The 25,097-nt window shown below is 38.9% G+C and carries 20 protein-coding genes; 11 read left to right on the top strand and 9 right to left on the bottom strand.

From position 1 onward, the window contains the following. Positions 1–35: 35 nt before the first annotated feature. The 4 genes from tsaE (at position 36) to trxA (ending at position 8,824) form a co-directional block, all read left to right on the top strand. A complete protein-coding gene (gene tsaE / locus ABD915_RS01470; RefSeq protein WP_345114158.1) occupies positions 36–1,514 on the top strand; it encodes a tRNA (adenosine(37)-N6)-threonylcarbamoyltransferase complex ATPase subunit type 1 TsaE in 1,479 nt (492 codons plus the stop codon). 271 nt (positions 1,515–1,785) lie between these two features. Continuing rightward, positions 1,786–4,917 (top strand): double-strand break repair protein AddB, encoded by a 3,132-nt coding sequence (gene addB / locus ABD915_RS01465; RefSeq protein ID WP_345114155.1) that lies wholly within the window; start codon positions 1,786–1,788, stop codon positions 4,915–4,917. Further along, complete coding sequence (gene addA, locus ABD915_RS01460; protein WP_345114152.1) at positions 4,914–8,390, top strand: double-strand break repair helicase AddA; 3,477 nt, start codon at positions 4,914–4,916, stop codon at positions 8,388–8,390. Before addB ends, addA begins: the two co-directional genes overlap by 4 nt. Positions 8,391–8,500: 110 nt before the next feature. Next, positions 8,501–8,824: a thioredoxin gene (gene trxA, locus ABD915_RS01455; protein WP_345114149.1), complete on the top strand. Its 324-nt coding sequence runs from the start codon at positions 8,501–8,503 to the stop codon at positions 8,822–8,824. A gap of 109 nt (positions 8,825–8,933) precedes the next feature. On the opposite strand, the gene ABD915_RS01450 is transcribed toward trxA, so the two are convergent. Next, on the bottom strand, positions 8,934–10,511 hold the full coding sequence (locus tag ABD915_RS01450) for a peptide chain release factor 3 (protein ID WP_345114146.1): 1,578 nt from the start codon (positions 10,509–10,511) through the stop codon (positions 8,934–8,936). Beyond that, complete coding sequence (locus tag ABD915_RS01445) at positions 10,511–12,172, bottom strand: lysine--tRNA ligase (RefSeq protein WP_345114414.1); 1,662 nt, start codon at positions 12,170–12,172, stop codon at positions 10,511–10,513. The genes ABD915_RS01450 and ABD915_RS01445 overlap by 1 nt, the downstream gene beginning before the upstream one ends. A 167-nt stretch (positions 12,173–12,339) precedes the next feature. Here ABD915_RS01445 and ABD915_RS01440 point away from each other — a divergent pair, with 167 nt between their 5' ends. Beyond that, positions 12,340–12,462: a hypothetical protein gene (locus tag ABD915_RS01440; protein ID WP_345114143.1), complete on the top strand. Its 123-nt coding sequence runs from the start codon at positions 12,340–12,342 to the stop codon at positions 12,460–12,462. A gap of 100 nt (positions 12,463–12,562) precedes the next feature. Here ABD915_RS01440 and ABD915_RS01435 read toward each other — a convergent pair whose 3' ends face one another. Next, positions 12,563–13,795, bottom strand: coding sequence for an argininosuccinate synthase (locus ABD915_RS01435; RefSeq protein ID WP_345114140.1), 1,233 nt, complete (start codon positions 13,793–13,795; stop codon positions 12,563–12,565). Between the two features lie 190 nt (positions 13,796–13,985). Between ABD915_RS01435 and ABD915_RS01430 the strand changes: the two genes are divergently transcribed. Further along, positions 13,986–14,624, top strand: a complete 639-nt coding sequence (locus ABD915_RS01430; protein WP_345114137.1) for a LysE family translocator — start codon at positions 13,986–13,988, stop codon at positions 14,622–14,624. A gap of 6 nt (positions 14,625–14,630) precedes the next feature. Here the strand turns inward: ABD915_RS01430 and rlmN are convergent, their stop codons facing one another. The 6 genes from rlmN to lptC form a co-directional block, all read right to left on the bottom strand. Then, positions 14,631–15,836: a dual-specificity RNA methyltransferase RlmN gene (gene rlmN / locus ABD915_RS01425; protein WP_345114134.1), complete on the bottom strand. Its 1,206-nt coding sequence runs from the start codon at positions 15,834–15,836 to the stop codon at positions 14,631–14,633. A gap of 43 nt (positions 15,837–15,879) precedes the next feature. After that, positions 15,880–16,383, bottom strand: coding sequence for an invasion associated locus B family protein (locus tag ABD915_RS01420; RefSeq protein WP_345114411.1), 504 nt, complete (start codon positions 16,381–16,383; stop codon positions 15,880–15,882). A 1,448-nt stretch (positions 16,384–17,831) separates the two neighbouring features. Next, positions 17,832–18,296 (bottom strand): PTS IIA-like nitrogen regulatory protein PtsN, encoded by a 465-nt coding sequence (ptsN, locus tag ABD915_RS01415; RefSeq protein WP_345114132.1) that lies wholly within the window; start codon positions 18,294–18,296, stop codon positions 17,832–17,834. 1,200 nt (positions 18,297–19,496) lie between these two features. Continuing rightward, positions 19,497–20,291, bottom strand: coding sequence for an LPS export ABC transporter ATP-binding protein (gene lptB, locus ABD915_RS01410; protein ID WP_345114130.1), 795 nt, complete (start codon positions 20,289–20,291; stop codon positions 19,497–19,499). A 6-nt stretch (positions 20,292–20,297) separates the two neighbouring features. Continuing rightward, positions 20,298–20,906 carry an LptA/OstA family protein gene (locus ABD915_RS01405; protein ID WP_345114128.1) on the bottom strand — a complete coding sequence of 203 codons (609 nt, stop codon included), beginning with the start codon at positions 20,904–20,906 and terminating at the stop codon, positions 20,298–20,300. An 82-nt stretch (positions 20,907–20,988) separates the two neighbouring features. After that, positions 20,989–21,633, bottom strand: coding sequence for an LPS export ABC transporter periplasmic protein LptC (gene lptC / locus ABD915_RS01400; protein WP_345114126.1), 645 nt, complete (start codon positions 21,631–21,633; stop codon positions 20,989–20,991). Positions 21,634–21,840: 207 nt separating this feature from the next. On the opposite strand from lptC, the gene ihfB reads away from it, so the two are divergent. The 5 genes from ihfB to lspA all read left to right on the top strand — a co-directional run bounded on the left by ihfB (position 21,841) and on the right by lspA (position 24,878). Then, a complete protein-coding gene (gene ihfB, locus ABD915_RS01395) occupies positions 21,841–22,119 on the top strand; it encodes an integration host factor subunit beta (RefSeq protein WP_035007952.1) in 279 nt (92 codons plus the stop codon). Between the two features lie 8 nt (positions 22,120–22,127). After that, positions 22,128–22,427 carry a LapA family protein gene (locus ABD915_RS01390; protein ID WP_345114121.1) on the top strand — a complete coding sequence of 100 codons (300 nt, stop codon included), beginning with the start codon at positions 22,128–22,130 and terminating at the stop codon, positions 22,425–22,427. A gap of 167 nt (positions 22,428–22,594) precedes the next feature. Beyond that, entirely contained in the window at positions 22,595–23,527 is a 933-nt protein-coding gene (locus ABD915_RS01385) for a class I SAM-dependent rRNA methyltransferase (RefSeq protein WP_345114408.1), read from the top strand. Positions 23,528–23,529: 2 nt separating this feature from the next. Further along, positions 23,530–24,378, top strand: coding sequence for a TrmH family RNA methyltransferase (locus ABD915_RS01380; protein WP_345114118.1), 849 nt, complete (start codon positions 23,530–23,532; stop codon positions 24,376–24,378). Further along, a complete protein-coding gene (gene lspA / locus ABD915_RS01375) occupies positions 24,375–24,878 on the top strand; it encodes a signal peptidase II (protein ID WP_345114115.1) in 504 nt (167 codons plus the stop codon). Before ABD915_RS01380 ends, lspA begins: the two co-directional genes overlap by 4 nt. Positions 24,879–25,097 lie beyond the last annotated feature (219 nt).

Genomic DNA, 25,097 nt, shown 5'->3' with positions numbered 1-25,097 from the left:
TAAAATTTTGCCTCATCCATTTCACGGGATTTTTAATGCATTTTAGTTTTTTTCTTGAAAATGAAGAAGCAACCAAGCTTTTTGCACAAGATTTAGCCCTCGCTTTAAAGTCTGGTGATCTTGTAACGCTCCAAGGAGATCTTGGAACAGGAAAATCAACTCTCGCGCGTACAATCATCCAGACACTGGCCAACGACAATACGCTAGATGTTCCAAGTCCTACTTTTACTCTTGCTCAAAGCTATCAACTTCCGCAATTTGAAATTATTCATGCTGACCTTTATCGCCTTTCTATGGCAGAAGAAATTGATGAATTAGGGCTTCTTGAAGCACGTGAGCAAGGTATTTTACTTATTGAATGGCCAGAAAAAAGTGCAGATCTTTTAGGACCTGTTACCTTTGCACTCACCTTACAATATGAAAACCATGGGCGTCATGTAACTCTTACATCAGCAGAATATTCTACTGAACGTCTACAGCGATCTTTTGCAATTCGCACATTTTTAACAACCCATGGACGCGGTCATGTCCATCGTCGTTTTTTGGCTGGAGATGCCTCAGCACGTACCTATGAACTGCTGGATGATGGACATTGTCAAGAAGTCCTCATGGATGCACAAACTATGGAAACAGACCTCTCCTATGCCACAACCGCACAGCTTGCAAAAGATATTCGTCAATTTGTAGGGATCAATCAGCTCATTTTAGATAATGGCTTTTCTGCTCCCCATATCTTTATCAAAGATTTTGAAAAAGGACTTTTGATTTTAGAAGATTTCGGACATGAAGGGCTTTTAGATCAAAATGGTAATCCTTTAGAAGAGCGTTATATTGCTTGTAGTAAATTATTGGCTACCTTTCACCAAAAGTCGTGGCCTTCCGAAAAGCAATTTGCGACATTTTTGCTGCAAATTCCTTCCTACGACTGCCAAGTACTACAAGCAGAACTCTCCTTATTGCTAGACTGGTATTTGCCCTTTAAAACACAAAAAACCTTGGATCAAAAACAACGTGAGGATTTTTTTACTTGTTGGAAGCCTTATCTCGATAGTCTCACCCAAGGAGAAAGTACCTTTGTTATGCGTGATTATCATTCTCCTAATATTCTTTGGCGTGCACATGAAAAAGGCAGTGCCCGCATTGGTCTGATTGATTTTCAAGATGGTTTAACAGGTCCAACAGCCTATGACCTTGTTTCTTTAGCACAAGATGCACGTCTGCTTATTCCACCAACGCTCGAAGCGAAAATTCTCGATGCCTATTGCAATGCACGTCATCAGGCATCACGCCCTTTTGATGAAAATGAATTACGTAAGCTTTACGCATTTGCAGGCGCTCAGCGGGTTTCAAAAATTCTAGGGATTTTTGTACGCCTTCACCAGCGCAATGGGAAATCATCTTATCTTAAACATCTACCTCATCTGCAAGATTACCTTGCCCGTAATCTTTCACATCCAACCCTTGCCCCTTTAAAAAGCTTTTATCAGAAAGTAGGACTCCTTTCGAAAATATGATAGAACCCTCATACTTTCATCTTTTAATCAAAGCAAACCATTTTTGTTAATAAACGTGAGGGTAAATATATGCCGACGACTATTATTTTTTCTCAAATCTTTGATAAGAATTAACAAGAATTCTCTCCTAAACTGTTGTTTAACTCAAATAAAAAATCTACTACACAAGTAGTGCTTTTCAGTTTTTCCTACCATAAAAATTGTATACAGTAGAAACAATGCAAATAATCAACAAGATGGAATATTTTCCACGCACTCCTAATGAGATCATATGACCCATAAACCGCGTGTCTTTTCTATTTCTCCAGGAACTTCTTTTCTACCGCATTTTGTTGATGCATTGCTCTCAGGTGCTCTTATTGATAACTTCGTACCAAATGGGGATATCCAAACTGCTCTTGCTGATACTCTCATTTACGTACCGACACGGCGTGCTGCCCGCGCTTTACGTGCTGCCTTTGTTGAAAGAAGTGACACAAAATCAACCTTCTTGCCGACCATTCGCGCTCTAGGGGATCTAGATGAAGATAGCTTCCTTTTTGTTGAAAATCATACCAACATTCTAAATCCTCCCATTGGAGAAAGTGAACGTCTCCTGCTTTTGGCACGCCTCATTCGTCCTTGGCGTGAAAATTTGCCTGCTCACCTGCGTGTCATGTTTGGCACAGAAGATGTTCTTATTCCCGCTCATACTGCCGATGCAATTTGGCTTGCGCAAGATTTAGCACATCTGATGGATGAAATTGAAACAGAAGCTGCAGATTGGTCAAAGCTTAAAGATATTGCACCCGATATGGTTGCCGAATGGTGGCAAATAACGCTCAGCTTTCTCACCATTGTTACACAAAGCTGGCCACAAATCTTACGAGAAAGACAGCGGAGTAATCCAGCTGAATGGCGTAATCAAGCACTTAAAATGCACGCAGAAACTTTACATCAAACACAATCGAATAAACCTATACTTACAGCCGGTGTAGCAGGTTCTATTCCCGCAGTTTCTCATCTTTTAAAGGTAATTTCTCGCCTACCAAAAGGCGCTGTTGTTCTTCCAGGTCTTGATCTTCAGATGGATGAAAAACAATGGGAAGCGTTAGGCACAATTCATAAAGATAATAAAGAAAAAACAACTTTTGATTTTTTTGATCATACCGCTAACGCTTTTAGCCATCCTCAATATCATTTAAAAAAACTTCTCTCTCTCATGAAATGTCACCGCATTCATGTTCGCGAAATTGGCCAACAAAGTGCGATAAAAGCAAAACGAGCAGCTCTTTTATCAGAAGCACTCCGACCAGCTTCTACAACAGACCAATGGGTACAAATTGTCCGCGATGATTATGAAAGCCTTTGTGAAGATTGGTCATTCATTGAAGCTATAAATGAGCGCGAAGAAGCTCTCGCTATTGCCGTTGCATTACGTAATGCCATTGAAGAGCCTCAAAAAACTGCAGCTCTTATCACAAATGACCGTAATTTAGCACGCCGTGTCTCAGCTGAATTACAGCGATTTGGAATTGAAGCAAATGATTCAGGGGGAATACCACTGGCACAAACGTTGCCTTCAACCCTGTTACGACTTCTTTTAGAAAATGTGTTTCAGCCTAGTGATCCGGTTGCTTTTCTTTCTCTTCTTAAACATCCACTCACAACACTGCGTCAAAATCGTCATCGTTTACGTGAAATAGCAGAAAATTTTGAACTCTTTGTTCTTCGGGGAAGCACTGGTCGTATCAATCTTTGCGAATGTGACCAATTTCTTGAAAAATGGATAGAAACACATTGCCACAATACTTCTAATACGAAGCCCCTTGATCAACAAAAGTGCGAAGAAGCACGCGCTCTTTGTCATCTTTTGGTCAAAGCTGTCGAACCTTTAGCATCTCTCATGAAACAAGAGAAAGAATGCACCATCAATGAAGCCGCAATAGCAACTGTTGAGGTTTTTGAAAATTTTGGACGTGATGAAAACGATTCTCTTGTAAATCTTTATCAAAATGAAGAAGGGCAGGCCTTATCAACTTTTTTGCGTGAATTGGTAAGTGATCAATCAGGTTTAAAATTTCGTCTTTGCGAATGGCCTACTATGTTTTCGGCTCTGATAGCGACACGCTCTGTTACACCTCCCCCAGGAGGGCATCCACGTTTATTCATCTGGGGCACTTTGGAATCACGTTTACAAACGGTTGATACAGTGGTTATTGGCGGTCTGAATGAAGGCTCATGGCCTATAACAACCCGCAATGATGCTTTTTTATCACGACCGATGAAAATGATGTTAACTCTTGAACCACCAGAACAGCGTATTGGTATTTCAGCACATGATTTTCAATGGGCTATGGGAATGAATAAAGTGGTGATGAGCCGAGCACTACGAGTTAATCATGCTCCTTCACTTCCTTCACGATGGTTACAGCGCTTAGAAACGGTTATAGGAAAACAGGTTTGGAAACAAATCCGTGCACGAGGTGAAAAATTTCTTCATTGGGCGAAAATGCTTGATAAGACAAATATAACTGCATGTACAACACGTCCTTGTCCGGTACCTCCTCTTGATATACGTCCACGCCATTTTTCGGTCACCGAAATAGAAACGTTGCGGTATGATCCTTATGCCATTTATGCCAAAAAAATCTTGCGCCTCAAACCACTTAAAGCGCTCATCCATGACCCTTGTGCTACTGAGCGGGGAACGCTTTATCACGCTATTCTTGCTGCTTTTTGCACACAAATAAAAAATCAAAATGCCGCAAATGCTTTAGATGCATTCCTCACACTTGGGCGTAAAGAATTTGATAAATTAAATTTACCTGCCGATGTTGAAACAATCTGGTGGACAAATTTTGAAAATCTTGCTCCTTTCATTCTTCAATGGGAACAAAGTCTAGAGCCTCGAGAACGGCATGCTGAAGTGGTGTCCCAAAAAATCCCCATAGGCACAACAGGTGTAACTCTTTCAGGACGCGCTGATCGTATTGATGTTTTGCCAAACAAAATGGTTGAAATACTTGATTTTAAAACCAGTACTCCCCCTTCGTCAAAACAAGCTCGCGATTTATTATTTCCACAATTAGCATTGGAAGCAGCCTTACTCATGCAAGGCGCTTTTACAGATTTTCAAGATCTTACCCCATCAAATTTACTTTACATCGCCCTGAACGGAAAAGGCGAAATCACCCCTCAATCAATTCTTTCAAAAAAAGGAGCAAAGGATTACCAAAGTGCAATGAATCTTGGTGAAAAAGCATGGGAACATCTTATCGCATTAATGAACTATTATCAAAATCCACAACAAGGCTATCTTTCACACGCAGTTCCTTTAAAAAAACAATATGAAAGCGACTATGATCATCTGGCGCGATTATGGGAATGGTCAAATGGATTCCATAAAGGAGATCAATCATGACTCTTTTTTCTATTCCTGAAGCAGCTCTTGATGCACAAGCAATGGCAACACATCCAAAAACAAATGTATGGGTTTCTGCAAATGCGGGATCTGGAAAAACGCATGTTTTAAGCGAACGTGTTATCCGTTTGCTTTTAAACGGTACCCCTCCAGCACGCATTTTATGCCTTACTTACACAAACGCAGCTGCCGCCGTTATGCAAACACGGATTTTTCGCACACTTTCTAGCTGGAATGAGCTCGATGATGCACAGCTCCAAACAGTCTTATTGCGGCTTGAAAATAAACCCGCCAATGCGCAAAAACTAACCTATGCCCGCCAACTCTTCGCTCGTGCCCTCGAAACGCCTGGGGGCTTGAAAATACAGACTATTCATGCATTTTGCGAATCTCTTTTGCATCATTTTATGCTAGAAGCCAATATTGCTGGGCATTTCGAACTTCTTGATGATATCAATCGAAAAAAACTCTTACAAGAAGCGCGCCGCCAACTTTTAATGCATAATGAGGCGCAACCCGCTTTAAAACAGTTGTTTGAAGTTATCAGTGAGCACACTTTTAATCGACTATTGGATGAAGCAACCCAAAAGCAACATAAATTGTCTGATTTTTTATCCTCTCTTCTCTCTGAAAGCAAAGAGGAAAAGTTATGTGCGCTGTTTAATTTAGCACCCAATGAAACAAAACAACTGCTACTGGAAAAAATTCAACAGACGGCTCGTTTGCCTCTTTATGCCCTTACGCATTGCCAAACCTATGGCAATCAAAATCTCAAAGATATGATTGAGAAATTTTCCCAATTAGAAACCGCTTATAGTGAAACAAAGATCATTAACATTATTTCAAATTTTTATTTTAAAACGACAGGCGATCCGCGTAATTTTTCACGTTTATTTTCTAAAAAATCTGATGAAATTTGGCCTTTTATTCAAAAAGAGGTTGAAGATAAACAAAACCTGCTTTCTTTGCTTTTAGAGAAATATCAATGCGCAAAAGTCCTCACACTCAATAAGGCTGCTTTTCAACTTTGTACTATTTATCTTAAAATCTATGCAAATTTGAAAAAAGCCAGTGGACTGTTAGATTTTGATGACCTCATTGAGCGTACACTCCATTTGTTGCAACGTGAAGGTGCAAGCCAATGGGTACACTATAAACTTGATCGTGGTCTTGATCATATTTTGCTTGATGAAGCACAAGACACCAACCCTGAGCAATGGAAAATTATTCAACTTTTAGCACAAGAATTTTTTGCAGGTCATAGTCAACGTAACAATATACGTACCCTTTTTGCTGTTGGAGATGAAAAGCAGTCCATCTATTCTTTTCAAGGCGCTGCTCCAGAAAACTTTGCTGAAAATGGCAAAATGATTCAAAAAAAAGCGCAACAAGCGAAGCAAAAATTTGAAAAAGTGCAACTGAACTATTCTTTTCGCTCTACAGCTGATGTTCTTAAAAGTGTTGATCTTGTCTTTGAAACACCAGAAAATTACAAAGGGCTCTCAGCTGATAATATAAAAACAGTACATCAAGCTATTCGTGTTCATAGCCCCGGTGAAGTTATTTTATGGGATACCATTTCCAGAGAAACAAACGAATTTCCTAATGATTGGCATATAACTGTTGATCATTTAGATACACCGGAAGTACGTTTGGCAGAGAAAATTGCTGAAACTATTGGTGACTGGTTACATAAAGGAGAAATGCTTCCAGCAAAAAGACGCTTAATGCGTGCCAATGATATTATGATTCTGGTTCGCAAACGTGATCAATTTGTCTCTGCACTTTCTCGTGCGCTTAAACAGCGCAATATTCCCGTCGCTGGCGCTGACCGTTTACAGCTTACCAACCATATTAGTATACGTGATTTACTAGCTCTTGCGCGTTTTGTCTTGCAACCAAAAGATGATCTCTCTCTTGCTTGTGTTTTAAAAAGTCCTCTTTTCGCACTCAGCGAAGAAGAACTTTATCAGCTTGCCGCTCATCGTACAGATTCTCTTTGGCAAAGCCTTTGCATGCACGAATCGTTAAAAGCTTCTTTTAAAAATGCTTCTGAAAATCTGAAAAATTATCGCAATTTAGTTGATAAAATGCCAGTTTTCGAATTCTATAGCCATATTCTCAACAATGATAAGGGGCGACAAAAAATTCTAGCCCGCTTAGGATCTGAAGCAAACGATGTGCTCGATGCTTTCATGGATTACACGCTCTCTATTCAAAAAACTGGTTTACCAGGATTACAAGCTTTTTTGGAAACGCTAAGCGCAAGCGAACCAGAAATTAAACGTGAATTTGATCAAAACCATGAAGAAGTCCGTATCATGACTGTTCATGCCGCTAAAGGGCTGGAAGCTGCTGTTGTTTTCCTCGTTGATCCAGGGAGTGCAATTTGGCATTCGCAGCATGCACCGCATTTGCTTAAAATCCCTCTAAGCGATCAACAATTGGGTGATCAACAAGCTTTTATCTGGCGTCCTAATGCTGAATTCAATACAAAACCCTCTGACAAAGCACTTTCGCGTTTAAAAGAGCGTGCTGAAGAGGAATATAGGCGCCTTCTCTATGTAGGAATGACACGTGCTGAAGATCGATTATTTATTTGCGGATATAGCAGTGAGCGAGCCTTATCCAATACATGGCACCAATTGGTAAAGAAAGCGCTCAAACCGCATGCGGTTGCTATAAAAGGTCCTGCGGAAGATATTGCGGCTTGGCGCTATTGCATCACACCCCACACTTCTACCTCAATAAACCAAGAGGAATCCCAAGCGAATAACCAAACATTCCCACCTTTACCCGATTTTTTCTCCCATAAAGTCCCAGCAGAACAAACCCTACCGAAACCATTAAGACCCTCTGTTGCTAGTCTGTCTATTGAAGCCGATAATGAGCTTTTCTCTCATCCAAAACAGTCTAGTATCTCACCTGTTTTAGGAGAAACAAACACCAAAAAAGCTTTTTCCATTGAATATGGTAATATCGTTCACCGATTGCTGCAATATTTGCCCAATTGCGCTCCCGAAAAACGTCGAAATTATGCTCGAAACTATCTTAATACTAAAGCCTCTCACTGGCATGAATCCCAAAGAGAAGACGCACTACAGCATGTTTGGCAAATTTTAAACCATTCATATCTCAAACCGCTTTTCTCTGACCATTCACGTGCTGAAGTCTCCCTCATGGGGATTATAAAAATTCGGGGCAAAGAACGAGCGCTTTCCGGTCAAATTGATCGTCTCTCTATCACACAAAATAGCATTATCTTTGCCGATTTTAAAACGGGAATCCCACCAGAAAACGAAGCTGCTATCGCACCACGCTATTTGCTGCAAATGGCTCTTTATAGAAAATTACTGCAAACTATTCATCCCGACAAAGACGTTCAAGCGCTTCTCATCTACAGTAAAGAAACAAAAATCTTCAAACTTTCTCCGGAAAAACTCGAGGCGATTCTTGATGAAGTTGCACTATAAGCTAAAAACTTTTTCCCCTAAAGCTTCTTATAATTTAATTTATCTTTGTAATAACTTGATATGAATTTCCACCATACCAATCTATAGAAGTGAATATAAAGGATATACTCATGACATGTATAAAAATTGATAACAGCAATTTTGAAAATGAAGTTCTCGCCTCTTCCACTCCTGTTGTGGTTGATTTTTGGGCAGAATGGTGTGGACCTTGTAAAATGATTGCACCCATTTTAGATGAAATTGCAATAGAAATGAAAAACCAGATTAAAATTGCCAAAGTAAACATTGATGAAAATCCAGAATTGGCTACCCAATACGGAGTACGCTCGATTCCTACCTTATTGATGTTCAAAGGTGGAAATGTCTCATCAAATATGGTTGGTGCTGCTTCTAAGGGACGTGTTTCTGAATGGATTAAAGAGGGACTTGCTTAAGTCCGCTGATAACAGGTATTGTCACAAAGGAGAGGAATCTCGCCTCTCCTTTTTGTTTGGATTTTATTAAAATAACTGCTTTTACAAGTGCAAAAGCAAAAGCTTCTGTTTATTCAGAGCGGACTTGATAATCTTTAAAAGCCGCAAATTTTATCTTCGGTGCCCGTTCTGCTTCATAATTTAATGAAAAATGATTTTCTGCTAAAAAAACTGGATCGCCATCTAAATCATGAGCGATGGCAAAGCGATGATTGCTTACAAACTTTCGCAATTCATCTTTATCCTCTGAAGAAATCCAACGGCATACACTAAAGCGCGCTGATTCAAAACTTACTGGCAAAGAATATTCCACTTTCAGTCGTTCCGTTAAGACATCAATTTGCAAAGCACCAATCACCCCAACAAGAGCAGGCGAGCCATCATCAGGAATAAATAATTGCACGACACCTTCTTCGGCCATTTGCTGTAAAGCTTCTTTGAGCTTTTTTGCTTTCATTGGATCGCCCAAATTAACACGACGTAAAATTTCCGGTGCAAAATTGGGCACACCTTTAAAAAGAATATCTTCCCCTTCCGTCAATGTATCACCAATCCGTAATGTTCCATGATTAGGAATACCAACTATATCACCAGCATAAGCTTGATCAGCAATTTGACGCGAGCGTGCAAAGAAAAATTGCGGTGCCGAAAGCGTCATTGGCTTTCCGGTTCTTACCAACTTTGTTTTCATCCCACGTTCAAGCGTCCCTGAACACACCCGCAAAAATGCAATACGATCACGATGATTGGGATCCATATTCGCTTGAATTTTAAAGACAAATCCTGCCATTTTTGGTTCAGTGGCTATGACACTGCGTTGATCTGCAACCTGATCACGAGGACTTGGACCAAAATCAATGAGCGCATTGATCAAATCACGAACACCAAAGTTTCGTAAAGCCGAACCAAAATAAACCGGTGTCATATGTCCTTCACGGAAAGCTTGCACATCGAAATTTTTACAAACACCCTGAGCAAATTCAACTTCTTCAATAAAAAGCGCACGTTGATTTTCAGGAAGCAAATGCGCAACCTCATCAAGCTTAGAGACCACTTGTGGTGTTACTTCATCATCTTTTCGACGAAAACAATTGTGATAAAGATTAAAAGTACCAACAAAATCTTTACCCATACCAATGGGCCAAGTTATTGGTGCGGTATCAAGTGCGAGTTTTTCTTCAATTTCATCTAAAATTTCTAAAGGATCACGTGCCTCACGATCCATTTTGTTGACAAAAGTAATAATAGGAATATCGCGCATACGACATACCTCAAATAATTTCAGTGTTCTTGGCTCAATTCCGCGTGCACCATCCAAAACCATAATAGCACTATCAACTGCTGTGAGAGTGCGATACGTATCATCGGCAAAGTCCTCATGCCCTGGAGTATCTAATAAATTAAAGATGTGGTTTTCATACTCAAACGTCATCACCGATGTCACAACCGAAATACCACGATCACGTTCAATATTCATCCAATCAGAACGGGTTTGAATACGGTCTTTTTTCGCTTTTACCTCACCAGCAAGCTGAATAGCACCACCAAACAATAACAATTTTTCCGTCAGTGTTGTTTTTCCTGCATCTGGGTGAGCAATGATCGCAAATGTACGCCGCCGCTTTACTTCTTGCACTCTCTTTTCCATTATTCCTCCACAGGACGTGCAAGCGCTTCAGCAATGAGGGCACGCATTTCATTAATCCCATAGAGCGCAATAAATGATCCTAATCGTGGCCCTCTCTCCTGCCCCAAAAGCACTTCATAGAGCATCTGAAAAAAGACATTTGAAACACCAGGTCCCCCTTCAGGGCTTTTTTTGCTATGATCTTGATAGCGCTCCATTACACGTGCAACATCAAGAAGTGCATTTTGAAGCGTATTTCCATCAACATCTTCAGGCAAACTAGCCAATTTTGCATCAATTTGCCCCAATGTTATGCGTTCACTCTCATCAGGAAGCCGGAATTTTTTATTTGGTCTGACAAAGACATCAAAATATTTAATGGCAAATTGCACCAACTGATCAAGTTCCGGATAAGTTTGTGCATTTGCTCCTTTAGCATAGCGAGAAATAAAGCCCCAAAGAACCTCTTTATTCTCCGCATTGGAAGCACTGACCAAATTCAGGAGCATAGCAAAGGAGACAGGCAAATCAACTTGCGGAGGACAACCATTATGGATATGCCATACTGGATTATTAAGTCGCTCTTGCCATTTTTGGCGACCATAAGCTGAAAGATGCGCATAATACTCATCAACAGCTTTTGGAATAACATCAAAATAAAGCCGTTTTGCTGTTTTGGGCTTTGAAAACATGTAAAGCCCTAAACTTTCCGTTGGCGCATATGTTAACCACTCATCAATGGTTAAACCATTCCCCTTGGATTTCGAAATTTTCTGCCCCTTATCATCCAAAAAGAGCTCGTAATTAAAGCCTTCAGGTGGATTCCCACCAAGAACTTTGCAAATTTTAGAAGAAAGATTGGTGGAATCAATAAGATCTTTTCCCGCCATTTCATAATCAACCCCTAGCGCTTTCCAACGCATCGCCCAATCCACCTTCCACTGACATTTAACTTTGCCACCTGTTACTTCTGTTTCAATGGTTTCTCCTGTTTCAGGCTCAATATAGGTGACTGTGCCTTTTTCAATATTACGGGCAATCATCGGTACTTGCAGCACCTTTCCAGAAGATGGAGAAATAGGTAAAAAAAGCGAATAGGTAGCTTGCCGTTCTTCACCTAATGTTGGCAAAACGATTGCCATTACCTTGTCATAACAGGCAAGTATTTTTAAAAGTGTTTCATCAAAACGACCGGAACTGTAATAATCTGTCGCGCTCGCAAATTCATAATCAAAACCAAATTGATCAAGAAAAGCCCGTAAACGGGCGTTATTTGCTGCCCCAAAAGAAGGATAAGCATCTCCAAAAGGGTCTGGTACACGGCTAAGTGGTTGACCAAGATAGCTTTCCATTTTTTCGCGATCAGGTACATTATCAGGAACCTTGCGTAAACCATCCATATCATCAGAAAAACAAAGAAGTTTTGTTTTAACTTTATTCTCTGTTAAAACTCGGAATGCATGGCACACCATGGTCGTACGCGCGACTTCTCCAAAAGTTCCGATATGTGGTAAGCCGGACGGACCATAACCTGTTTCAAATAAAACCGTCTCTGGATAACCGGTTTTTTCATACCGTTTGATAATTTTGCGTGCTTCTTCAAACGGCCAAGCTTTCGATTGAACAGCTATGTCTCTTAATTCGGGTGTAAAGCTAAAAGTATCACACTGGTCACGCATCATCATCTTTATCCTAAAATTAAATTCTTTCACGATATGGTGTATGGTTCTTGAATTTTTTTGCCAATAATAGCAAGTAAAAAGGCGTAAACTCTTATCATACTCTTGCCATAATCAGCATCCACCCTATTATTTTGTTTATATTTTACGTAAACAAAAGTGTGAATATTATGAATCGCAATTTACTTGTTTTGATTATCGGTGCTTTAATCGTTCTTCTCATAGGCTTTTCTTATTACACTCATCGGCAAGAAAGCAAAACCTCTAGCATTGAACTTAAAATTGATAAATAATCTATACGCAAACAAAATCAATTAAAGAAATTGCCTTCTTCAACTTTTGATATAAAAGCTATTTTGTGCTTAACGCTTAACATTGTCAAAATGACTGCTCTTATGTTTCTGGGTGTGTCAATGAACGTGCTGCTAATGTACGGAGGCGTAATGCATTTAATTTAATAAAACCAGCAGCATCTTTTTGATCATAAATACCTTGATCATCCTCAAAAGTTACTAATTCATGAGAGTAAAGTGATTTTTTGCTTTCGCGACCTTCGATAATCACATTACCTTTATAAAGCTTTAGCGTAACTTCGCCTTCAACATTTTCTTGAGATAAATCAATAGCTGCCTGTAACATCTTACGTTCAGGCGAAAACCAAAAGCCATAATAAATGAGTTCTGCGTAACGCGGCATTAATTCATCTTTCAAATGCGCTGCACCACGATCCAATGTTAAGGATTCAATTGCCCGATGAGCCGTTAAAAGAATGGTTCCTCCTGGTGTTTCATAAATGCCACGTGATTTCATACCGACAAAACGATTTTCTACCAAATCTAATCGGCCGATACCGTTATCGCATCCATAATGATTCAATTCAGCAAGTAAATTCGCAGGAGATAAACTTTTCCCATTAATCGAGACAGCATCACCTTTCTTAAAGCCAATCGTGATTATGGTTGCTTGATCTGGAGCGGCTTCCGGAGAAAGAGTGCGCATATGCACATATTCAGGAGCAGGAAGTGCTGGATCTTCCAAAACCTTGCCCTCCGATGACGAGTGCAATAAATTTGCATCAATCGAAAAAGGCGCTTCGCCTTGCTTATCCTTCTCTACCGGAATTTGATGCGCATGCGCAAAGTTAATCAAATCCGTCCGACTTTTAAAAGACCAATCACGCCATGGAGCAATAATTTTGATATCAGGATTAAGAGCATAAACAGAAAGCTCAAAGCGTACTTGGTCATTGCCTTTTCCTGTTGCCCCATGGGCGATAGCATCTGCACCTGTTTCCTTAGCAATTTCAATAAGGCGCTTTGAAATGAGTGGACGGGCAATGGATGTCCCCAAAAGATAGCATCCTTCATAAACGGCATTAGCTCGAAACATCGGAAAAACAAAATCACGCACAAACTCTTCACGCAAATCTTCAATATAGATTTCTTTAACCCCCAGCATTTCAGCTTTACGACGAGAAAGCACTAACTCTTCCCCCTGCCCTAAATCAGCTGTAAAGGTTACAACTTCAATACCTAATTCGCTTTGTAACCATTTAAGAATAATTGACGTATCTAGTCCCCCTGAATACGCTAGAACAACTTTCTTAACATTTTTCCATTTTTTCATCTTAAAGCTCTATATAGTTTCCTTTCTTTTCTTCTACTCAAAAATTAAAACTATGCAAGCAATGAAAATAAATTCCTTTTAAGCAGCATTAAACAGATGCAAAAAAAATGAAAAAGTGTAAAAGAGAATATTTTTGTGGGGGGGGTAATAGATTGTGAATAACTCTTTAAAAAAATAAAGGTGCGTTTACATGTCATTTTTCCCTGAATGGTCTATCATAGTGCAATTTTTCTCAGCGGCGTTGGTTCTAGCACTCATTCCAGGACCTGATATTATGCTGTCTGTATCACGCACTATTGCACAAAGCAAAAAGGCTGGCATTATGTGCACTTTAGGGAGTGCAACGGGTTTTGCTATTCAAGTTGTTGCTGTAGCACTTGGCATATCGGCGCTCATTTTTACCTCACCGCGCGCTTTTTTTCTTCTTAAAGTTGTAGGTGCCTTTTACCTTCTATGGCTTGCCTTTCAGGCATTGCGTAAACATTCGACATTTTCTCTCAAAGAAATATCCCCTAAATACCAAAGCCTCACACGTAATTATTTTACTGCTATTGGAATTAACCTTTTAAATCCAAAAGTCATCCTTTTTAACGTGACTTTCTTGCCACAATTTATCAATGTAAATGACCCTATGGCTACGCAAAAATTGCTCATTTTGGGTCTCTCTTATATCCCTATTTCTTTACCCATCAATATTTCTATAATTTTTATGGCTCATAAATTTTTCTATGGACTCAAGCAAAACTCTGCTTATATCCGCTTCCTCGATTGGCTTATCGCAGGCATTTTTACCAGTTTTGCTCTACGTATTCTTATTGATGAAAATTGAAATCATTCATTGCAAACGTTCAGATTTGCGTAAACGTTCCGAAGCAGATTTAAGCTGACCACATGCAGCCAAAATATCGCGTCCGCGCGGCATTCGAATGGGTGAAGCGTAACCTGCTTGATTAACCACATCGGCAAAACGCTCAATTTGTTCCCAATCAGAACATTGGTAATTCGTCCCTGGCCATGGATTAAAAGGTATCAAATTGATCTTAGCAGGAATACCTTTAAGTAACTGAACCAACCGTTTGGCATCATCCAAACTATCATTTACATCTTTCAGCATAACATATTCAAATGTAATTCTCTTAGCATTCGAAAGACCTGGATAATTACGGCAAGCTTCCATTAACAGTGCAAGTGGGTATTTTTTATTGATTGGAACAAGCATATCTCGTAGCGGATCATGCACCGCATGGAGTGAAATCGCCAACATAACGCCAATTTCTTCTCCGGTTCGAATAATTCCAGGAACGATCCCACTGGTTGAAAGCGTAATTCGACGTTTTGATAAAGAAAGCCCATCTCCATCGGAAGCAATCAATAAAGCTTTTTTGACGGCTTCAAAATTATAAAGCGGTTCTCCCATCCCCATCATAACGATATTAGTGATTTTGCGCCCTTCAACTGGAACAATTGCACCATCAGGGGTATTCCTATCAGGAAAATCACCCAAACAATCACGTGCAACCAATAATTGCGCCAAAATTTCTTCCGCTGTTAAATTGCGAACAAGTACCTGTGTTCCCGTATGACAAAAAGAACAAGTTAATGTACACCCTACCTGCGATGAAAGACATAAAGTGCCACGCCCTTCTTCAGGAATATAAACCGTTTCAACTTCAACAGGCCTTCCAGCTCCACGTGCTGGAAAGCGCAACAGCCATTTACGTGTACCATCTTTTGATATTTGCTCTCCAACAATCTCCGGACGTGCAATGGAAAAATGGCTTTTAAGCATTTCTTGCATTGACTTAGAAATGTTCAGCATTTCATCAAAATTTGAAATGCCACGCACATAAAGCCAATGCCAAAGTTGACGGACGCGCATACGCGTTTGACGTTCCGGTATACCGATCGATCTTAAGGTTTCGACCATTTCATCCTGCAATAAACCAATTAAAGAGAGCTTGGATCTCTCCTTCACGACAATCTTTTCTGATTCTCGTGCTAAGCATGCACCAACTGGTCTGAGATCATATGAAACGGCCATTGTTTTCCAATTTATATCGCTATTTTAGAGTTACAGAAAGACCTTAATGGCATTTTTGTGCTGCATTTAATGCAGCAGTTACCCCTTTTAAGGAATAAGTATAGGTGGTATAGGTTCCCCGTTTTGAGAGCGCTTTCACTGTCATACTTCTTCCAGCACGCATAGCAGAAACAAGCTGTTTTTCTAACGCTGAGGATGCTAACCAAGCTGACGAATCTTTCGTGAAAAAATCAAAATCCTGATCTCCAATGGTCACAGTAACCTTTGAACCTTCTTTAAGTGTATAACCAGCCATGAATTGCGGTTCAAACGAGACAGGCGAATTCGAGCGCTTGGTTACCAAAAAGAAATTATCGCCATGATTAACCGTCGTTGGAAGTGCCTCCAAAGGTACCGACAATACGTAGCAAATTGTATTTTTTGGCGATTTATAAGAATAGGCTCCCCAAGCCTCAAATTGATCTAAACGGCTTGGTACTTGTGCCCAAACCATTCTGGCAGTAACCAAAACTATTACAGATGCAGCAATAACAGTTTTTTTTAACATCTTCATTTAGCTCACTTCTTTAGTCTCTAACAAGATTCTCTTCATTGAAAAGCTCAACAAAAGCTCATCAATGCTTAATTTAGGTATCCTCCCCCCTCTTTAAGCGAAATATTCTTCCGCCAATCAAAACAAATTTTTTACATCTAATTGTGATCTTTTAGTTGTTACTAAAACATGAATTTTCTATTCAATAATCAGATAAAAAAACAACATTTTGATTTTATTTCAACAATTTTGTTTTTTGTATAAAATCCACCCTTCAAGCAATAGGATTTCAAAACAAAATATGAATATATCATCACTCTGTTAAGAAACAAACTACGCTATGTTACTGCAAACAATTTGTTGCCAAACTCTATAAAGGCGTCCTCTTAAAGAACACCCCAAATTTTACAGTCTTTCGGATAGCATTAATAAACTTAACATACTAAACGCATTTGTGTTAGTAAAATCGCAAAACACTCTCTCCTTTCTCCGATTATAGCGTATTTATGCTCCTGTTCAATATTGTCTCGTACCGCCTTTTTACAATCTTAAAGCTATTCTGTAGAAAACTACCCAATATTATCAGCATTTTTGCCATGAAACACAAAGAACACAAGTTCCTGCCTCAACCACCGCATATAATTCTGCCTACTCTGATACCATTTACTCTCTCGTCATATGCCTTGCCATTTCGAATCAGCAATTTCTGAAGCCATGCTCATAAGTTAAACTAGCTTAACCATACTGTTCCAATGTATGAGGTCACATTTACTCTTTTTCACTAAAAACTTTTTCGGAATTTATTGGGCAAACATCATCATTCCATTTTGGTATAATTATAAACAAAAACACCAACCCATTCTTTTTCCACAATAATTCTAAAACCTTTCCCCTTATATTTCTTTAAATGACCTCTTTGTCGATTAAGCAGTGACCAGATAAATTTTTACAGGCACAAAAAAGTCTCTGCTCAACCCAAAATATATCGTCTCGATTTTTTGTACCATGCAAAATTTTTTTCCCGTCTTCGCTCTATGCAGCAACTGACATTTAAATCAAAGCTACCTAGAGCTGATCACTCTCATCATCTATACAAAGAAAATAATACCCCTTATCCCTCTGGTCCTTAACCAATATCACTCCCAAATATTTAAATCATCCTGACTTACGAAAAAATTTCAATTCACGGATGAATACCCTATGTAAAGAGCTTGAAAAGCATGATAATAAGTACTTTATATTTTGAGAAAATAATAAAAACTAACGGTCGCCATGCCCCTCTGTTTTTTAAGCGAGAATTCTTGAGAGAGATTTCTTCAAAAGAGGTTTCTTCAAATATGTGATGTGATAAGTGTGCTCAGTTCTTTAAGCCTAGATTATATCATTTTCCAAGCTGTCTTGTAGTGCACTCTCCGCAATGAAAATGCACCACAGCGACTTTTGATTCTTCCATACAAGAACATTTAAGCTGCGTTTGACGCTGAATTCTGAATCAATAAAGCATAAAGCGTATTAGCATCAGGCGCATTGCGCAATTTTTGAACAACATCAGAATGGCGCAAAACACGCGCAATCTGTGATAAAGCTTTTAAATGGTCAGCACCAGCGTTCTCAGGTGCCAAAAGTAGAAAAACAAGATCAATAGGCTCATCATCAAGAGCCTCAAAATCAACAGGGCTTTCAAGACGTGCGAATATACCAATGATTCGGTTAATATTAGGCAGCTTCCCATGAGGAATCGCAATACCACCACCCAAACCTGTGGAGCCTAGTTTTTCACGTTGTAAAACAATATCAAAAATTACACGTTCATTAAGACCTGTCAATTCAGCAGCTTTTTCAGCTAAAATTTGCAAAACTTGTTTCTTAGAATTCGCCTTAAGAGTCGGAATAATAGCTTCCGGTGCAATTAACTCACTCAAATTCATACTTTAGCTTTCCTTTTGCACACTAAAATGCTCACCTACAAACCAGTAAATGGTATGGATACTTAAAGTTCTGTCACTTTTTTGCATCATCGCATATGTATTTATTTTTCAATTTATAACGGGTGATAGCTCGATTCATCTCATGATAGCTATCAGCACAACAATAAATAGTTTTCAGCTCCTCATTGACAGCATAAGAAAACAAGGAAATGTATTGTCCATAAAATTAATTTTCCTACGATATTAACAAAGACCACAATCCACACATTTTCAACCATTTAATCACAAAAGTTGGTGTACAATTCTTCATCAGATTTTCCTTTTCCTTTTTTAAGAACTGGCTCTCATAAAATGATGAGCATATCGAGATAAAATGGCTCTTTACTTTGACGATGACTAATGTAGCTTGAGTGCTGCCCACGACAACCATCTAAACAGGCTTTAGTGCTTTTAACAGATGTTTTAAAAAGACTCGCAAATCTGCCCTGATATCCATAGTAGTGCATCAGCTTTTAAATGCGCAAAGCAAACCAACAAAATATCATAACCCCTATTTGACAACCGTAATATACACAACCCATGGTGCTACCATCAAAATATCTAAAACAGCATCATCAATACGTTATTTGATTCGATAGAGAAAAGTATTATTAATTCTATTTATTTTCCAATAACATGTGCGTTTATTTACAGCTTCGTTTATCATTCATTATAAAGTTAAGCTAGTGATATCTTTTTCCATGGTGCAATTAAAAGCAAAAGAAACCGATAAAACAATGGTATCACCTCATCTTTATGGTGTTTCTCATCCCTAAACAATAAATTCAGTTTAAGGTTATAATCATAAAGAAGTATTCGGCACAAAGAAGGAGATTTGCAGCAATAACGTGACGAACATGATCACCACAGAAAATCTTATGCATAACCCAACTCAAAAATACCCATTCTCCTTTTGCCTTTAAACAACTACATCCCTTGTTTGTTTGATGCTTTTAAGATATTATTATTCATTCTGTACTCATAATTGCTCTTGGTTACGTAATGGAAGTTTATTGATAACACCTGTATTAAGAATCAAAATAAAGTCTTATTTAACCCTGTGAAATATGTTTGATCACCTGAATATAGGGGAATAGCACTTATATTCACCATGATATTTACCTTTTTAAGCTTAAGTAAGAACACATAAGAACTATAACATCAGAGGGAAAATTGATTTCCCAGATAAATTCTACGCACATCAGCGTTATTGATAATATCGTTGGGACAACCATGAACTAACACTTTTCCAGCGTGAATGATATAAGCGCGGTCGACAAGCCCCAATGTCTCACGTACATTATGGTCGGTTATCAAAACACCAATACCACGCTTAGTTAAATGACGAATAAGTTGCTGAATATCAAAAATAGCGATAGGATCAATGCCTGCAAATGGTTCGTCAAGTAACATAAAATTAGGGCGAGAAGCTAAAGCACGTGCGATTTCAAGGCGGCGGCGTTCACCCCCTGATAAAGAAAGTGCAGGCATTTTACGTAAATGATCAATTTTAAATTCATGTAAAAGGGCATCTAACTCTTCACGTCGCTTAAAATGATCTTTTTCGACTACTTCTAAAACAGCTTTAATGTTATTTTCTACTGTAAGACCACGAAAAATAGATGCTTCCTGCGGAAGGTATCCAATACCTAAACGAGCACGCCGGTACATCGGAAGATGGGTGATATCAAATCCATCAATCTTTATTGACCCTCCATCAGATTTAATGAGACCCGTAACCATATAAAAACAAGTCGTTTTGCCTGCACCATTTGGACCTAAAATGCCAACAGCTTCTCCGGTACGAATGCCAAAAGAAACACCATTAACAACCTGCCTTCCACGGTAAACCTTAACCAGATGGCTAGCAATTAAGGTCCCCTTTAAGCGCTTTCTTAAAGCTTCACTTGCAAGATCATGTCTGTCTGTTTGTTTTTCTCTTTTGATTCCAAACATGAAATCTTAATGGCCATTCTTTTGACTTTGTTTAAAAATAATGGAAACGCGCCCCTTTTTCTCAGACGTTTCACAACCTTCTAGAAAAGCTTTTCCGCTTTCCATATCCGCCGTCAGTTTGCATCCCGTTGCCACATTATCACCATCGGTTAACACAACATTACTCCCTGTCAAACTCATCATTTTTGACTTTCCATCAAAAACGCCTTTATCACCTGTAGCAATTTGCGTGGCAATTTTTATATAAACCTTCCCCAAAGCTTCCATTTTCTTGATACCCGTCGAACCAAACCAAGCAGACGATGCTGTCTTCGTGTCTACGCGATCCTTGTCTGCATCTTTATGCGTCTTATCATAGTAAACAACTAATTTCGCCGTTCGCAAAAGGCGTTCTCCTTGAACTACTGAAACATTACCATTAAAAAGTGCTATTCCCTCTTTATCACGTATTTCTAGAGAATCTGCAGAAAGTTCTACTGGTTCTTTGTCGTTGGAGAGACTAATGCCAAAATGGGCCACTTCAGTATATCCCAAAATTGTTCCAAACCATAATATTCCCATGCTTAAAGCCAAAGTCAAAACCACCCATTTTCTGTATGATCCCCTCGGCTTCATCTCATCACTCTCAATTCTTTTGTTTGCATATGTACATACTTCTTTTTCATAAAGTTGCTCAAGATTCGTATTTTATGCTATCTCATTGCCTGTCAATTACTAAATGCACCCCACCATGAAAATACATGTTTTGCCCTTTTTCTCGAATTTGCAGAGCATTTGCTGCAAGATGCAAACCTGCACGCTGGATATTCACACGTTGATCTGTGCTTAATTGCCCCTCAGATAAATTAATATCTGCTGCCATAAATCGTGCAATCATTCCGTCATCGGTTGTAATCGTGAATGGCTTATCCAATTGCAAATACCCATTAATGTTATCGTAAATTCCTCCTTGCGCATCAAGAGAAACTTGCCTTTGTTTGCCTACAAACGCCTTAGCTGTAATGTTTTGAAGACCAATCACACCAGAATGTGTATGATCTTGAAATGCCTTTTCCGCTTTGAGCCAATAAGGCTCATGAGAACGGGTATAACCTTCTAATTTGGGATTGAGCATTATCAATTTCATTATTCCATCTTCTTCATTGTTCAAAATTACAGAGTCAGAAGCAGCAGGAACAAAGAAAAATGAAAACCAGCCAAAAATAACTGCTGTAGCTAATGCAGAGAGAGGTAAAAAAAATTTTAATATGCTAATGCGGCGTGAATGACGGGATGCTTTTTTAAAAACATCACTAAGAGATGATTTTGCTGAAAAAATTTCATAATGATTGTGTACGGCCATACTATCCTAATCTCTTAAATATTCGGCGCTTTTCAATTTGTATAACCTCTATAAGAGGTATTTTCAAATTTTGCTTCTTGCAATTTGTTTTTTCTTGGTTTTATTTGGCTTTCATTCATTTATGTATATAATGTGTGTGTATATGTTAATGTGTATGCATGAAGCGCACAATTATAAAAATCTTTTTTGTATGAAAGAGAGGTTATTTTGGTTAAATCAGAGCTTGTGCAAATTATTGCACGTCATAATCCGCATCTTTTTCAACGTGATGTGGAAAATATTGTGAATGCTATTTTTGAAGAAATTTCAACAGCTCTCGCCAATGGCAATCGCGTTGAACTTCGGGGTTTTGGGGCTTTTTCTGTCAAAAGTCGCTCAGCCCGTAACGGCCGTAATCCACGAACAGGTGAAGCTGTTGTGGTCGAAGAAAAATGGATTCCTTTTTTCAAAACCGGAAAAGATTTGCGTGACCGCCTTAATCAATGAGTAAACTTATGACAACCAAACGTATCCTTTTAGCAATTATTTTGGTACCCATCACAGCTCTCTTGATTGCTTTTATCGTAGCTAACCGTCAAATAGTTACATTAACACTTGATCCTTTTCGAATCAGCTCTGAAAACTTTATTTATCAAGCTCCCCTCTTTATATGGCTCTTTGTTTTTTTCGCTCTTGGTATTTTATTAGGGAGAATAATCAATTGGTGTGCATATCATAAATGTAAAAAAGCCCTTAAAGAAAGCAAAACAGAGCTTGAGAAATTAAAAATGTCGATCACCGATATGATGCGATAATACTTTGATGAAATCTTTCTCTCGTTATATTCAGAACATCATGAGAAAGAGGCTTTCTCTTTTTCCTTATACATGCTTTAATCAATTTCAAACCTCTGCGTTGTTACGAATAACTTAAGAACTTTTTAAAGTGAATTTTTAAAAGTACCTGTATCGTGAAACCGAATATGCTTGCACAATGCCTTCAACCATACCATAGCAGTATATATCCGCAAGAAAAGGTGCCTCTTATTTTAGAAACAGGTTGTAGTGCAGATTATGCTTTAATCGACTCTGGTAATGGACAAAAATTGGAGCGGTATGGCGCCTACCGTATTATTCGACCAGAAAGTCAAGCACTCTGGAAACCAGCTTTATCACAAGAAAATTGGTCTGATGTCGATGCTATTTTCACAGGAAACCGTGACGAAGAAGGCGTTGGTCGGTGGTATTTTCCTAAAAAAAACCTTGGTGAAACATGGCCACTTTCATGGAACGGTTTACCCTTTCTGGGACGTTTTACTTCCTTTCGTCATGTTGGTGTTTTTCCTGAACAGGATGCTCATTGGCATTCCATGGAAGAACAAATTGTCAAGGCTAAACGCCCTATAAAATTGCTTAATCTTTTTGGCTATACAGGCATTGCCTCTTTGATTGGCGCACGTGCTGGTGCGGCTGTCACTCATGTTGATGCTTCTAAAAAAGCCATTACTTGGGCAAAGGCCAATCAGGAAAGAGCAGGATTATTAGAATGTCCTATACGTTGGATCTGTGACGATGCAATGAAATTTGTCGAGCGCGAGCTGCGTCGTCAAAAAACTTATGATATGATTCTTCTTGATCCCCCCGCTTATGGACGTGGACCTCATGGCGAAATTTGGCAAATTTTCGATCACTTACCAGAAATGATAAAAAGCTGTCGCAGACTTTTATCTAATAAACCACTGGCTGTTATACTTACCGCTTATTCTATTCGTGCTTCTTTTTACACACTTCATACTTTAATGCGCGATGAATTTATAAATCTTGGTGGTACACTCGAATCAGGAGAACTGATTTTGCGTGAAGAAACCGCCGGACGTGCTCTTTCTACTTCTCTTTTTAGCCGTTGGATTGCCTGAATATGTGTACACCCAAAATTGGTAAGGTGAAAGAAATTACCTCCCTGAGCAATCCCATTATTAAAAACCTTAAAGCACTTAGCCAAAAGAAAAACCGCAATCGAGAAGGTGTTTTCATGGCTGAAGGACTTAAATTGGTGATTGATGCTTTAAATCTCGGTTGGACAATACAAACACTCATCTTTTCTAAAAACAAACTTGGTAATACTGCCATTGAAAATACTGCTGCACGCACTGTAGCAAGCGGTGGTTTTGTTATTAAAGCCTCACAAAAAGTTATGGAATCACTCACCCGCCGTGATAATCCACAAACCGTTGTTGGTATTTTTAAACAACAATGGCACCCCCTTGAAATGATAAAAGGACTAAACGAAGATGTTTATATCGCTCTTGACCGTGTGCGCGATCCTGGAAATCTTGGTACTATCATCCGTACTGCTGATGCAGTAGGAGCTAAGGGAATTATTTTAATTGGTGAAACAACCGATCCTTTTTCTCCTGAAGCAGTACGCGCAACAATGGGGTCGATTTTTTCTATACCACTTTACCGTGTCGATGAAAGTGCGTTCTTGAGCTGGTCTAACAACTTTAAGGGCATGATTGTTGGTACACACCTCAAAGGAAATGTTGATTACCGCAAAGTTGATTTCAAAAATGGTCCTATTCTCCTTCTTATGGGAAATGAACAACAAGGTTTACCGGATATCTTGGCAAATTGTTGTGATCGACTCGTGCGTATTCCACAAAGTGGACGTGCTGATTCGCTTAACTTAGCGGTAGCTACCGCTATTATGCTTTACGAAATTCGTCGCTCCCATTTAACTCTTGAACCATGCGAGACCCAAACATGACACGCAAAACACTGTCTTTTTTTCTTCTTGGTTTGGTCATTACAGTAGGACTTGATCAAATGATAAAATATTGGGTTATGAATAACATGCTTTTAGGAACTGTTATTCCAATTTTTCCTTTTCTTTACCTTTACCATGTGCGCAATTTTGGTATTGCATTTTCGTTTCTTTCTTCTTTTTCCCATTGGGGACTGATTGCCGCTACGTCAATCATTATTGTTTTCCTTTTATGGCTATGGAAAAATACCGAATATGAAAAATCCCTCTCGCGTTTTGGGCTTATTCTTATCATTGGTGGGGCAATAGGTAATCTTATTGACCGTATCCGATTTCATTATGTCATTGATTATATACTCTTTCATATTGATGGTCTCTTTTCTTTTGCTGTTTTCAATCTTGCTGATACTTTTATCACGCTTGGTACCATTGCTATTCTTGTTGAGGAATTTCGCATCTGGATCAAAAGAAAACGTTCTCCCAATAGGATTTCTTCTGAGTAAGAGTCCTGTTTACTTTCGTAAGCACCCATATTTCGGGTAACCAAATAAACAAAACTTCTGATATCTTATTTGTTTTTAATCATAAATTGCGGTTTAGAAAATTTTGAATCGTTTTGACTCTAAAAACCATTATTTTTGAGATTTATGTTCCTTTATTTCAATTGTCGCATGAAATTATAATGGATTAAGCAGCAAGGATTTTTACTATGATAGGTTTTC

Source organism: Bartonella jaculi, from assembly GCF_039543045.1.
Classification (GTDB): domain Bacteria; phylum Pseudomonadota; class Alphaproteobacteria; order Rhizobiales; family Rhizobiaceae; genus Bartonella; species Bartonella jaculi.
This window is presented reverse-complemented; position numbering and strand designations above follow the sequence as displayed.